This window comes from Pseudomonas anguilliseptica (assembly GCF_900105355.1).
GTDB classification, from domain to species: Bacteria; Pseudomonadota; Gammaproteobacteria; order Pseudomonadales; family Pseudomonadaceae; genus Aquipseudomonas; species Aquipseudomonas anguilliseptica.
Genome location: NZ_FNSC01000001.1, coordinates 4,959,323 through 4,972,252, shown reverse-complemented (window position 1 = coordinate 4,972,252; position 12,930 = coordinate 4,959,323). Strand labels below are relative to the sequence as shown.

Below are 12,930 nucleotides of genomic sequence, written 5' to 3'. Positions count from 1 at the left end.
AGATGGCTGACCTACTCAATATTGGCCTGTCCGGACTCGCGGCGAACAAGACTTCGCTGGCAGTCACTGGCCACAACATCACCAACGTCAATACACCGGGCTTCTCGCGCCAGGAGACGGTGCAGGCCACGCGTATTCCGCAGTTCAGTGGCGCGGGCTATATCGGCTCGGGCACCACGCTGGTTGATGTGCGACGCATCTATAACGAGTTTCTCAACACCCAGGTGCGTAGCAGCACGGCGTTGAACAGCGATGTGCAGTCCTACCTGGGGCAGATCAATCAGCTCGACTCGTTGCTAGCCGGTAGCACCACCGGGGTCAACCCTGGCCTGCAGAAGGTATTTGCCGCGCTGCAAACCGCGGCCGAGGATCCGGCCAATATCCCGGCACGGCAGCTGGTGCTGTCCGAAGCCGAGGGCTTGGCCAAGCGCTTCAATACGGTGTACGACCGCCTGTACGAGCAGAACGCCTTTATCAACAAGCAGCTCTCCGCAGTGACCGATCAGGTCAATCAGTTGGCCACCTCGATTGCCGGTTATAACGATGCCATCGCCATTGCCGCATCCAATGGGCAGCAGCCCAATGATCTGCTCGACGCCCGCGAGGAAGCGGTGCGCAAGCTGTCGACCTTTATTGGCGTGACGGTGGTGGCGCAGGATGACAGTAGCTACAACCTGTTTATCGGCTCCGGCCAACCGCTGGTGGTGGGTAGCACGGCGGCGCGCCTGGAAGTGACTCCGGGGTTGTCCGACCCGCTGCGCAGCGAGGTGCAGTTTGTCAGCGGAAGTGCCCGTCAGGGCATCACTTCGCTGATTAGCGGGGGCGAGATGGGGGGGCTGATCCGCTACCGCGAAGATGTGCTGGACACCACGATGAATTCGGTCGGGCGTCTGGCCTTGTCCGTAACCGATCAAGTCAACCGTCAGCTGGGTCAGGGCCTGGATCTCAATGGCCAGTTCGGCAATGGTCTGTTTCGTGAACTCAATGACCCCATTCTGATTGGGCAGCGCAGCCTGGCGCGGATTGGCAACAGTGATCCCTTGGCCAACCTCAATGTGCTGATTGAGGACACCACGCAGTTGACCACCAGCGATTACGAGGTGGAGTTCACCAGTGCGACCAACTACACCGTGCGGCGCATCAGCGATGGCACCAGTTCCGGGCCGTTCGATATCACTGTGCTACCCGCCGCCGAAGTGGACGGCTTCTCGGTAAATGTGGCCAGCGGTACCTTTGCTGCTGGTGATCGCTTTCGCATCATGCCAACCCGCACGGCCGGCGAGTCTATTCGCGCCGACATGAAAAAGCCTGAAGAGCTGGCGTTTGCAGCGCCACTGAAATCACAGACCAGTCCGGCGAATATCGGTACCGGTGTGATCAGTCAGCCAACCCTGATCACTGCCATCGATATCTATGACCCGGTAGCTCAAGCCGATCTGGAAACCAGTCTGCGCAATGCGCCGCCGCTGCGCATCGTCATGGGGGCCGGTGGTGGGGCAACTCAGGGCTATGACGTGGTGGATATCAATGGCAACGTCATTGATACCGGAGTAATCGTGCCGGGGCAGAACAATACCCTGACCATCACTGTGCCGGCGACAGCCGGCCCACCTGTGGTACCAGTGCCCTTCGATTACGAAGTGACCATCAGCGGTCGGCCGCAAGCCGGCGATAATTTTTCGGTTTCCTTTAACACCAACGGGGTGTCTGATAACCGTAACGCCTTGAAGCTGATTGATCTGCAGAATCGCGCGACGATTGGCATCAACCCGTTGGCCCCGGCTACCACGGGCTCCAGCTTTAGCGATGCGTATGGCGATCTGGTCGAGCGGGTCGGTACCCTGACCAGTCAGGCGCGTGTCGATGGTGATGCCACTGGGGCTATTCTCAAGCAGGCCACCGACAACCGCGATTCGGTTTCGGCGGTCAATCTCGATGAGGAGGCGGCCAAATTGATTCAGTTCGAGCAGTACTACCAGGCCTCGGCGCAGATCATTCAAGTTGCGCGTAACCTGTTCGATACACTGATTAATACGTTCTGACACGCCCAATTGGGTGCTGTTTAGAACTTCGAGGTTAGTTTTATGGTTATGCGCATCTCTTCGATCCAGGCGTTCAACAATGGTGTCAGTGGCCTTGGGCGCAACTATTCCAATGTGATCCGCACCCAGGAGCAGATCAGCAGTGGTAACCGTATTCTTACTCCGGCCGATGATCCGGTGGCTTCGGTACGTCTGCTGCAACTCGAGCAGCAGCAAGCCGTGCTGGGGCAATACAAGGAAAACCTCACTGCCGCCAAGAACAGCCTGACCCAGGAAGAAACCACCATTACTTCGGTGGTCAACGTGTTGCAGCGTATTCGCGAGCTGGCGGTACAGGCTGGGGGCGGTGCGTTATCTGCTGAAGACCGTAAGTCGATTGCCAAGGAGCTCAGTGAGCGCGAGGGCGAACTGCTCAACCTGATGAACAGTCGCAACGCCCGTGGCGAATATCTGTTCAGTGGTTTTCTCGGCAAGACCGAGCCCTTTCTGCGCAACCCCGATGGCACCTTTTCCTATCAGGGCGATGAGGGCCAACGCAGTTTGCAGGTAGCCGGTTCGAGCAACGTGGCGATCAACGACAACGGCAAGCGGTTATTTGAAGACGTAAGTAATGCCAATCGGATTATCAATGCGCTTGGTGTCAATAACCCTGCGTTACCGACGCCACCGTTACCCGCCACCACCATTCCTGCATTGCCGGCTGCCAATCAGCGGGTCTTTATGTCGCCCGGCCTGGTGCAGGACAACCAGACCTTCAACAGCAATTTTCGCGCGGGCGAGCCTTACTCCCTGGCCTTTGTCAGCGGCAAGGAATTCCGCATTTACGACAGCGCCGGGGCCGACGTGACCTCCGAAGTGCCTGGGGGCGGCTTGATCGACCCGCTGGCCACTGGCGGCAATACCATCAACTTTCGCGGCATGCGTTTCCAGCTGGATGTGGTGTTGCAGCCCGGCGACAACGAGCTGGATCTGGATAACTTGCTGGCCAATACCGCGACCCCAGGTACGCCGGGCATCAACACCCACAGTTTTACGTTGCAATCGGCTCCGACGGACTTTGCCGCCAATCGTTCATCGACCAACAACTCGGCAGCCGTTATTGCTCCGGGTGGCATCAGCAACCAGGCGACATTCGACAGCCAGTTCCCAATCTCCGGGATTGTTCTGCGTTTTACCGACGCCACCAACTATGAAGTCTATGCCCAGCCTGTCGGGCCAGGAAGTCCGGTACTGACCACGGGGGCTGTGGTGGGGCCGTATCCGGCCACATTCAGCGTCTTCGGTGCCGACTTCAGTATGTCCGCACCCGCGGCGGCGGCGGGCGGTGATGAGTTCGGGGTGCAGCCGCAGTTTCAGGAACAGCGCAGCATCCTCAATACCATCAGCCGTTTGCGCCAGGCGCTGGAGTCGTCGCCGACATCACCCGCAGGCAACCTGGGAGTGCGTGATGAGGTGGCGATTGCCCTGACCAACCTGGACAACGGCATTGGTCAGGTGCTGGAGGTGCAGACCGAGATTGGCGCACGCCTGAACCTGATCGACACCACCGAGATCGACAACGAGGATGTCACCTTGGTCAACAAGGCAGTACAGGCCGACCTGCGTGAATTGGACTACGCCGAAGCCTTGTCGCGGTTGTCATTTCAGACCATTGTTCTGGAGGCTGCGCAGCAGAGTTATGTGAAGATTGCCGGGCTGAACCTGTTTAATCAGCTGCGCTGATATTTTTGTGATGCTCTGGCTTATTAATTGCGTGCTGCTTTGCGGTATACAAAAAGTCTCTGGATAAATGGCGAGAAATTATGACGGTTGACTCTACGTGGCTCATTGAGTTCTTTCGCCGACAGGCTCGTTTGGGCTTCGAAGAGGGTGATTACACCCGCACACGCAACAGCTGCCGGGGGGTTCTCAAAGAGTTGCCGGACGACCCCGAGGCCTTGTCTTTGCTTGGCGATGCGGCGCTTGCCAGTCATGACGCAGCCGTGGCATGCAAGACATTTGACCGATTGCTTGAGTTGGATCCAGGTAATGCCCAGCATGCGTTGAAGCTAGGCAAGGCATACCTGCAAATTCAGGATTGGGTAGCCGCTGCTGCGGCATTCAAGCAGGTGCTGGAGCTGGAGCCCGAGCATGGCGAGGCCGCCCAGTCACTTGTTCTGGTCGAACAGTTGCAGGAGCGCCTGCATGTCCTCGGTCAGGTCGCCGCTTATCAACCAGGGCGCAATGAACCTTGTTCGTGTGGCAGTGGTTTGAAATATAAGAAGTGCTGCCTGCAAACCAATACCCAGCAGATACTCAAACAGTGCCTTGAACAGGCATCGCAGGCCGAGGACTGGGAACGCGTTATCTCGCTAGCCGGTGAGATTTTGACGCCCACGGCGCAGGATCAGCGTGCTGAAGCGTTGGCGCGTTATCACCTTGAGCAGCGCGCAGATGCCTATCCGTTAGTTGTCGCGGCCAGGCGTAACTTCCCCAAAGATCCAGAGGTGCTTGCCGCACTGGCCGATCTTGAGCTGGATCACAATGTGACTGAGGCCGAAGCGCTGGCCAGCCTGGCACTGGCGTTTGATCCTGGCCAATGGCTGGCTCACCTGGTGTTATCGGCCTGTTGCTCCAGAACCAATCGGCTGGAAAAGGCCGAGTCGATACTGCGAGAGCTGATTCGCAACAACCCGCAGTGCGATTTGGCTTGGCAGCGCCTGAGTACCCTTCTGCGTAAGAATCACCGTTTGCCTGATGACTTGCTGGCCATGCGGGAATGGACGCAGAAGTGCCCAGAAAATCCAGATGCCTGGTGTCACCTGGGTATGTCGACAGTGACCGCAGAGGCCAATCTGGAGGAGGCGAGGGCTTATCTGGAAAAGGCCCTGAGCCTGAAACCAGAGCATCACGAGGCGCTCTGTTGGTTGGGCCTGTCGTATCAGCATCAACAGAATCCACAAACCGCCCTGGGCTATTTGTTACAGGGCTTACAGCTTAAGTCTGATTATCAGCTCGGCTGGAATATGCTCGGCGCGGTCTACCACTCGGTCGGACGCCAGCATGAGGCGGAAGGCTGCTTTATGCGGGCCATCGCGATTTCTCCGAAGCAATCGCTGTCGTGGAATAACTTGGCCAATACCTATCTGGATGCCTCGTTGCTTGATGAGGCCGAGAAGGTGATGCGTGTTGCCTTGGATATCAATCAGAACGAGGCAGTGCTCTGGAATAACCTTGGCAATATCTTGGGGGCGCGTAAACGCTTGCGTGAAGCCTACAAGGCTTATGTGAAGGCGCTGGAAATTGCTCCTGAGTTTAAGCAGGTGTTTGTCAACTTGGCCGGGATCGAGTCACAGTTCGGCGACTTCAATACTGCAGTCGAGCAGCTGCGTCAGGTTCTGGATAACCCATTGGCGCGCACCAATATACTGTTTACGGTTAATTACCATCCGGACTGGACTGGCCCGGAAGTGTTTTCTGTTTATCGGGAAGTGGTTGATGGTTATTTCCCGAAGCGCAAGTATTTCTCCCATAAGAACGAGCGTTCAGCTGGGAGGAAGTTGCGTATAGGTTATGTTTCTCCAGATTTTTGCCATCACGTCTGCTCGTATTTTATTGAGCCGCTGATGCGTAACCATGATCATGAAAATTTCGAGATTTTTGCCTACTCCCTGGTTAAGCGTGAAGATCACGTAACTGAGCGCTTTGTTAAGTATGCCGATCATTGGCGGCTTTGTACCGGGCTGACGTCTGAAGCAATCGCCGAGCAGATCTATGCGGATCAGATTGATATCTTGGTTGACTTGGCTGGGCATACCGGGAATAACCGTCTGGAAGCCTTTGCAATGAAACCTGCACCGGTTCAGGTGAGCTGGTGGGTCGGCTTTGCTTTTGGTTCAGGGCTTGAGCAGATGGATTATTTCCTCGCTGACGAGCAGATGTTGCCGCCTGGTTGTGAGTCCTCTTTTGCCGAGAACTTATGGCGCATGCCGGCCCCGGCGATAGTCTATGAACCCAGCGTGGCCATGCCGGAGTTGTCTGATCTGCCAGCTCTAAAGAATGGTTATATAACCTTTGGTAGCCTTACGCGGCCCATTCGCGTTAATTATAAAGTTATCAGGGCTTGGTCTGAGTTGTTAAAGCGAGTTCCCAATTCCAAGTTGATCCTCGATAGCCATTCTTTTCAGGATACAAGCCTGTGTGACTACTATCGGAGCGAGTTTGCCAAAAATGATATTCCTGCGCACCGGTTGGTAATCGGTTTTACCTCGCCAGTATCGGCGGTGCTGAAAAAAATAGACATTGCTCTGGATTGCTTTCCGCACAACTCAGGCACTACGTTATTTGAAAGTCTCTGGATGGGCTTGCCTTTCGTGTCCTTGCGTGATCGGCCGTCGATGGGGCGCGTGGGCGCAACCATCCTGCATGGTGTAGGGCGAGACGAGTGGATCGCCAATGACGAAACGCAATACGTGGATAAATTGGTGACGCTGGCCAGTGATGTGCCGGCGCTGGCTAAGCTTCGTGCGGGTTTGCGTGAAGAAATGCAGGCCTCTCCTCTGTGTAATGGCCCTGATTTCACCCGCCGAATGGAGCTGACGTACCGAGAAATGTGGCAGCGCTATTGCGAAGAAGGAGAGCAGTAATGAAGGCGGTGATTCTGGCCGGTGGTCTGGGTACACGTATTAGTGAGGAGTCTCACCTCAAGCCCAAGCCCATGATCGAGATCGGTGGCAAGCCGATTCTCTGGCACATCATGAAGCAGTATTCGGCCCATGGTATCCACGACTTCGTTATCTGCCTGGGCTACAAGGGCTATGCAATCAAGGATTTCTTTGCCAACTACTTTCTGCACACCTCAGATGTCACCTTCGACATGCGCAACAACAAAATGGAAGTGCACCAGAACTACAGCGAGCCCTGGCGTGTGACCCTGGTCGACACCGGCGAAGACACCATGACCGGTGGCCGTCTGAAGAGCGCTGGGCGCTACCTGGATGCAGAAGAGGAGTTCTGTTTCACCTATGGTGATGGCGTCTCCGATCTGGATATCAGCGCCTTGGTAGCCTTCCACAAGGCCCACGGCAAATATGCCACGGTCACCGCAGTACAGCCGCCGGGCCGCTACGGCGCCCTTGAGCGTGAGGGCGATCAGGTCAAAGGTTTTATCGAGAAACCCCGTGGCGACGGTGGCTGGATCAACGGCGGTTTTTTTGTGCTGTCACCCAAGGTGTTGTCCTATATCGCCGAGGAAACTACTGCCTGGGAGGCCGAGCCGCTGACCCAGTTGGCTACTGAAGGCCAATTGATGGCCTTCCAGCATCAGGGCTTCTGGCACCCGATGGATACCCTGCGCGACAAGAACTACCTCGAACAACTGTGGTTGAGCGGGGAGGCCCCTTGGAAGCAGTGGAGCTGAGTCCTGCGTTCTGGCGCCGCAAGCGGGTACTGCTCACCGGGCATACCGGCTTCAAGGGTGGCTGGTTGACGCTGTGGCTGCAGAGCTGGGGCGCTCAGGTCAGTGGCTTTTCGCTGCACCCCTCCACCTCGCCCAGCCTGTTTGAGCTGGCGCGAATCGGGGAGGGTATCGACAGTCATATCGGTGACTTGCGCGATCTGCCCGCGTTGCAGCAGGTGATGGACCAGGTCAAACCGGAAATTGTGCTGCACCTGGCCGCTCAGCCGCTGGTGCGTGAGGGTTATCGGGACCCGCTGGGCACCTACGCCAGCAATGTCATGGGCACGTTGCACCTGCTCGAGGCAATGCGCCAGACGGGCGGGGTCAAGGCATGCGTGGTGGTCACCACCGACAAGGTTTACGCCAACAACGAATGGGCATGGCCATATCGCGAGAACGAAGCACTCGGTGGACATGATCCTTACAGCAGCAGCAAGGCCTGCTGCGAGCTGCTGGCGCAGTCATTCGCCTCTTCTTATTTCCCCGCTGCGCGTTATGCCGAGCACGGCTTGGCCATGGCCACGGCCCGCGCCGGCAATGTATTAGGCGGCGGCGACTTTGCCCCCGAGCGTCTGGTGCCCGATATTCTGGCGGCCTGGACGCGTGGTGAACCGGTCACCTTGCGTTACCCGCAGGCCGTGCGCCCCTGGCAGCATGCCCTGGAGCCGCTGACCGGTTACCTGCAGTTGGCCCAGGGGTTGTTCGAGCAGGGTTGCGCGTTTGCCGGAGCCTGGAATTTCGGCCCGAGCGATAACGACATGTGCACGGTCGGTGAGGTGGTCGAGCGTTTGGCGCAGCGCTGGCCGCAAGCGCCTGGCCTGCTGATCGAGCCCAGTGAATTGCATGAGGCGGGATTGTTGCGCCTGGACAGCAGTCGTGCCCGCCAACTGTTGGGCTGGACGCCGCGCTGGTCGCTGGATAACTGCCTGCAGCAGACCCTGAACTGGCACCAAGCCTGGCAGCGTGGTGAGGATATGCGCGCCTTGACCCTGGCTCAGCTGGCTGGCTACAGGGGGGGCGCATGAGTGAGCTGAGTCTGCGGGTGCTGCCGCTGGCGGGTCTATTCAGCCTGCAGCACAAGGTGCATGAAGACGAACGTGGCCGTTTTGCTCGGTTGTTCTGTCAGGGCAGTCTGGCTGCATTCGGGCAGCCATTGCAGATTCGCCAGATCAACCATTCGCGTACCGCACAGCGTGGCAGCGTGCGTGGCCTGCACTTCCAGTATCCGCCGCATGCCGAAACCAAGCTGATTACCTGCCTGCGTGGTGCAGTGTGGGATGTCGCGGTGGATCTCCGCCGCGATTCTGCGACCTTTCTGCACTGGCATGCCGAACGCCTGGAGGCCGGTGATGGCCGAAGCTTGTTGCTGCCACCGGGGTTTGCCCATGGTTTTCAGGCGCTGAGTGACGATGCCGAGTTGCTCTACCTGCACAGTGCGGATTACAGCCCCGAACATGAGGGTGGTTTATTCCCCTGTGATGAGCGTCTGGCGATCACCTGGCCATTGCCAGTCAGCAATCTTTCTGCCCGAGACGCGGCGCATCCGCCGTTGGCCACTGATTTTCAGGGAGTCGAGTTATGAAGTGCCGAGGTTGTGGTGCCGGCCTGCATGTGCCGCTGATAGACCTGGGTACTGCGCCGCCTTCCAATGCCTACCTGCGCGCCGATCAGCTTGATCAGGCCGAGCAATGGGTGCCGCTGCGGGTGCTGGTGTGCGACAGCTGCTGGCTGGTACAGACCGAGGATTACCGTTCTGCCGATAGTCTGTTCGATGCCGACTATGCCTATTTCAGCTCCTACTCCAGCAGCTGGCTGGAGCACGCCCAGCGTTACGTCACGCAGATGGTCGAGCGTTTTGGCCTGAATGCCCAGAGCCGGGTGGTGGAAATCGCCGCTAATGACGGTTACCTGCTGCAGTACGTGGCGCAGCGCGGCATTCCCTGCCTGGGCGTCGAACCGACTGCCAGCACCGCGCGTGCGGCGCGGGAGAAGGGCTTGCAGATTCGTGAGCTGTTCTTTGGCGAGGCTACGGCTGCAGCCCTGGCAGCAGAGGGCTGGCGTGCCGACCTGATGGCGGCCAACAACGTGCTGGCTCATGTGCCGGATATCAATGATTTCCTCAAGGGCTTTGCCACGTTGTTGCAGCCGAGCGGTGTGGCCACCTTCGAGTTTCCCCATCTGCTGCGGTTGATGGCCGAGCAGCAGTTCGACACCCTGTACCACGAGCATTACTCCTACCTGTCGCTTACGGCCGTACAGAGCCTGTGTGCGCGCAATGGTCTGCATATTTTCGATGTCGAGGAGTTGCCAGCCCATGGCGGCTCGCTGCGGGTCTATGCGCAGCGAGTTGGCGGTGAGCGTGACGCCTCTGCAGCCGTGGCCGAGTTGCTGGCGCGCGAAGAGCAGGCCGGCATTAGAACCTCCGCCTTCTATTCGACCCTGACCCCTGCCGCCGAGCGCATCAAACATGAGCTGCTGCGCTTCCTGCTCAAGGCCAAAGCCGAAGGCAAGACAGTTGCTGCTTACGGTGCGGCAGCCAAGGGCAATACCTTGCTCAACTATGCCGGCGTACGTAGCGATCTGCTGACCTGGGTAGCCGATGCCAACCCGCACAAGCAGGGCAAGTTTCTCCCCGGCAGTCGCATCCCGGTGGTTGCTCCGGCGCGCATTGCCGTCGATAAGCCTGATTATTTATTGGTCCTGCCGTGGAATCTGCGTGACGAGGTGATTCAGCAGCAGGCCGGAATCTATGAGTGGGGCGGACACTTTGTGGTGGCAGTGCCGGAGCTGCAAGTGCTATGAGCAAAATTCACTATACCAAGCCGAGTATCGGCGACCGTGAAGTTGAGTATGTGCTGGATGCCGCCCGTAATGGCTGGGGCGAGCATTGTTATGACTACATCAACCGTTTTGAGCGTGAGTTCGCTGCCTATCTGAATGTGCCCTATGCGCATGCCACCTCGAGTTGTACCGGTGCCTTGCATCTGGGGCTGCGTGCTTTGGACATCGGGTCGGGCGATGAGGTGATTCTCGCCGACATAAACTGGATCGCTTCGGCAGCGCCGGTGTTCTATGTCGGGGCCACCCCGGTGCTGGTCGATGTGCTGGAGGACTCATGGTGCCTGGATCCAGCGGCGGTTGAGCGTGCGATTACGCCACGCACCCGGGCGATCATTGCCGTGCACCTGTATGGCAATCTGGCTGCGTTGGAACAATTGCAGGCCCTGGCCGCGCGCCATGGTCTGGCACTGATCGAGGACGCTGCCGAGGCGTTGGGCTCAGAGTGGCGCGGGCAGAAAGCCGGCAGCTGCTCGACCTTCTCGGTGTTCTCCTTCCATGGCACCAAGGCCATGACCACTGGTGAGGGTGGCATGCTCGCGACCCGCGATGAAACTCTGCTCAAGCGCGTTCAGCAGCTCAATAACCACGGTCGTGCAGCCGGCGACATGCGCCAGTTCTGGCCGTCCGAGTTGGGCCATAAGTACAAGATCTCCAACTTGCAGGCGGCCCTGGGCTGCGCGCAACTGGAACGTATCGAGGAGCTGGTGGCGCGCAAGCGGGAAATCTTCGCCCTCTACCAGGAGCGCTTGCTAGCCTCGATTCCGGGGACCAGGATGAACCCCGAAGCGGCGGACTGCCGCAACAGTTACTGGATGCCGACTCTGGTGTTGCCATCGGAGTTGGCCGGGCAGCGTGATCGGGTGCTGATGCATATGGGCCAGGCTGGCATCGATGCGCGAGTCTTCTTCCAGCCGCTCAGTGATACCCCTGTGTTCGCCAACCTGACGCCGGTCAGTACGCCGCGGGCGCACGACCTCGCCCTGCGAGCCTTCAACCTGCCGAGCTATCACGATCTCGTGGCTGTCGACCAGCAGCGGGTGGTCGATGCCATATTGCAGGGGTTGCAGCTGTGAAACCGCTGTTGCTACTCGGTGCCAATAACCCGGAACTGGTGGGCCAGGCGCGCGCGGTTATCGGTGCCGGTCAACCGGTAGCGGGGCTGCTGGACAATGATCCCGCAAAACACGGTATGGATTTCCACGGTCTCCCGGTGTTTGGCGGTTTCGAACGGTTGGCTGAGCTGATCGGCGAGCACCTTCTGGTCAATCTGATTACCCGCGATACTCGCACCCGTCACCAGACCACCCGAGCGTTGCTGGCGGCCGGTGCCGAGCTTGGGCAGTTTATTCACCCGCAGCTTGAGCTGGGGATGGTCGAACTGGGGTTGGGCAGTTATCTGCAGCAGTACGCCGTCTTACAGGCCGATGTGCGTCTGGGGCGCAATTGCAGTGTCAGCGCCGGCAGCATCATCAATCATGAATGCCGTCTGGGTGATTCTGTTTTCATCGCACCAGGGGCCAATCTGTGTGGCAAGGTGGAGGTTGGCGATGGTGTGTTCGTTGGTGCCAGCGCGGTAGTTTTACCGCGGTTGCGCATCGGTGCCTGGGCGACTATTGGTGCCGGAGCCGTGGTTACTCGGGATGTCCCGGCAGGCGCAGTGGTGGTGGGCAATCCTGCCCGCATTCTTCGTTATGAACCGATTGAAAAGGAGTCATTGGATGGCTAAGCAGGACTATGCGGCGCAACATCAAACTTTTCGCGATGATTGCGCACAGAATGCTCAGGGTGCTGGCGCCGATAGCGCATTGCAGGCCAAGTCGATTGACTGGCTGGTGCACAGCTGCCAGCACAAGTATTCCTACAACTTCACCTGGCTTGGTCGCCCCATCATCCAGTATCCGCAGGACATAGTCGCTCTGCAGGAGCTGGTGTGGACGGTGAAGCCGGATCTGATCATCGAAACCGGTATCGCCCATGGTGGCTCGCTGATCCTCAATGCGTCGCTGTTGGCTCTGCTCGATCTGTGCGAAGGGCGCACTGCTGCGCCACGGCGAGTGGTTGGGGTGGATATCGAAATTCGTCCGCATAACCGAGCTGCTATTGAGGAGCATCCGCTGTTCTCACGGATCAGCCTAATCGAAGGCTCATCAATCGGTGACGAGGTGATGGCCCAGGTGCGGTGTGAGGCGGCCAGTGCCCAGCGGGTACTGGTGATTCTCGACTCCAACCATACCCACGCGCATGTGCTGCGTGAGTTGGAGTTGTACAGTCCGCTGGTCAGCCCAGGCAGCTACTGCGTGGTCTTCGATACGGTGGTCGAAGACATGCCGGCCGACTTCTTTCCGGATCGCCCCTGGGGGCCAGGCGACAACCCCAAGACTGCCGTGCATGCTTTCCTCAAGACAGACGCTGGTCAGGCTTTCGTCATAGATCAGGCGATGCAGGACAAGCTATTGATTACTGTGGCACCGGATGGGTTTCTGAAACGTCTGGCTTGAGCTTCTAAGGTCCGCCGCGTGTGCGCGTGAATGTTGCTGTAAGCGTCAAGTTTTCCATCAATACGTCGTATTGGCTGCTGTTTGGCAGCCTAACTGACTGATCGGTAAGTAG

The 12,930-nt window shown here is 58.3% G+C and carries 10 protein-coding genes; all 10 read left to right on the top strand.

Annotated elements, in window-relative coordinates; translation table 11 throughout:
* Positions 1–2 precede the first annotated feature (2 nt).
* The 10 genes from flgK (at position 3) to BLW24_RS24170 (ending at position 12,818) form a co-directional block, all read left to right on the top strand.
* On the top strand, positions 3–2,042 hold the full coding sequence (flgK, locus tag BLW24_RS24215; RefSeq protein WP_090387551.1) for a flagellar hook-associated protein FlgK: 2,040 nt from the start codon (positions 3–5) through the stop codon (positions 2,040–2,042).
* A gap of 42 nt (positions 2,043–2,084) precedes the next feature.
* Positions 2,085–3,764, top strand: coding sequence for a flagellar hook-associated protein 3 (locus tag BLW24_RS24210; RefSeq protein WP_090387550.1), 1,680 nt, complete (start codon positions 2,085–2,087; stop codon positions 3,762–3,764).
* Positions 3,765–3,844: 80 nt separating this feature from the next.
* Positions 3,845–6,667 (top strand): O-linked N-acetylglucosamine transferase family protein, encoded by a 2,823-nt coding sequence (locus tag BLW24_RS24205; protein ID WP_090387549.1) that lies wholly within the window; start codon positions 3,845–3,847, stop codon positions 6,665–6,667.
* Positions 6,667–7,440, top strand: a complete 774-nt coding sequence (gene rfbF, locus BLW24_RS24200) for a glucose-1-phosphate cytidylyltransferase (protein ID WP_090387548.1) — start codon at positions 6,667–6,669, stop codon at positions 7,438–7,440. The genes BLW24_RS24205 and rfbF overlap by 1 nt, the downstream gene beginning before the upstream one ends.
* On the top strand, positions 7,422–8,504 hold the full coding sequence (rfbG, locus tag BLW24_RS24195) for a CDP-glucose 4,6-dehydratase (RefSeq protein WP_090387547.1): 1,083 nt from the start codon (positions 7,422–7,424) through the stop codon (positions 8,502–8,504). Before rfbF ends, rfbG begins: the two co-directional genes overlap by 19 nt.
* Entirely contained in the window at positions 8,501–9,061 is a 561-nt protein-coding gene (locus tag BLW24_RS24190; RefSeq protein ID WP_090387546.1) for a dTDP-4-dehydrorhamnose 3,5-epimerase family protein, read from the top strand. Before rfbG ends, BLW24_RS24190 begins: the two co-directional genes overlap by 4 nt.
* Positions 9,058–10,281 carry a class I SAM-dependent methyltransferase gene (locus BLW24_RS24185; protein WP_090387545.1) on the top strand — a complete coding sequence of 408 codons (1,224 nt, stop codon included), beginning with the start codon at positions 9,058–9,060 and terminating at the stop codon, positions 10,279–10,281. Before BLW24_RS24190 ends, BLW24_RS24185 begins: the two co-directional genes overlap by 4 nt.
* Positions 10,278–11,393 carry a DegT/DnrJ/EryC1/StrS family aminotransferase gene (locus BLW24_RS24180; RefSeq protein WP_090387544.1) on the top strand — a complete coding sequence of 372 codons (1,116 nt, stop codon included), beginning with the start codon at positions 10,278–10,280 and terminating at the stop codon, positions 11,391–11,393. The genes BLW24_RS24185 and BLW24_RS24180 overlap by 4 nt, the downstream gene beginning before the upstream one ends.
* On the top strand, positions 11,390–12,046 hold the full coding sequence (locus BLW24_RS24175) for an acetyltransferase (RefSeq protein ID WP_244161249.1): 657 nt from the start codon (positions 11,390–11,392) through the stop codon (positions 12,044–12,046). Before BLW24_RS24180 ends, BLW24_RS24175 begins: the two co-directional genes overlap by 4 nt.
* Positions 12,039–12,818: a cephalosporin hydroxylase family protein gene (locus tag BLW24_RS24170; protein WP_090387543.1), complete on the top strand. Its 780-nt coding sequence runs from the start codon at positions 12,039–12,041 to the stop codon at positions 12,816–12,818. The genes BLW24_RS24175 and BLW24_RS24170 overlap by 8 nt, the downstream gene beginning before the upstream one ends.
* Positions 12,819–12,930 lie beyond the last annotated feature (112 nt).

Excerpts from the sequence above, each read along its gene's own strand:
- flgK (WP_090387551.1), top strand. The coding sequence starts at position 3 with ATGGCTGACCTACTCAATATTGGCCTGTCCGGACTCGCGGCGAACAAG.
- BLW24_RS24210 (WP_090387550.1), top strand. The coding sequence starts at position 2,085 with ATGGTTATGCGCATCTCTTCGATCCAGGCGTTCAACAATGGTGTCAGT.
- BLW24_RS24205 (WP_090387549.1), top strand. The coding sequence starts at position 3,845 with ATGACGGTTGACTCTACGTGGCTCATTGAGTTCTTTCGCCGACAGGCT.
- rfbF (WP_090387548.1), top strand. The coding sequence starts at position 6,667 with ATGAAGGCGGTGATTCTGGCCGGTGGTCTGGGTACACGTATTAGTGAG.
- BLW24_RS24190 (WP_090387546.1), top strand. The coding sequence starts at position 8,501 with ATGAGTGAGCTGAGTCTGCGGGTGCTGCCGCTGGCGGGTCTATTCAGC.
- BLW24_RS24185 (WP_090387545.1), top strand. The coding sequence starts at position 9,058 with ATGAAGTGCCGAGGTTGTGGTGCCGGCCTGCATGTGCCGCTGATAGAC.
- BLW24_RS24180 (WP_090387544.1), top strand. The coding sequence starts at position 10,278 with ATGAGCAAAATTCACTATACCAAGCCGAGTATCGGCGACCGTGAAGTT.
- BLW24_RS24170 (WP_090387543.1), top strand. The coding sequence starts at position 12,039 with ATGGCTAAGCAGGACTATGCGGCGCAACATCAAACTTTTCGCGATGAT.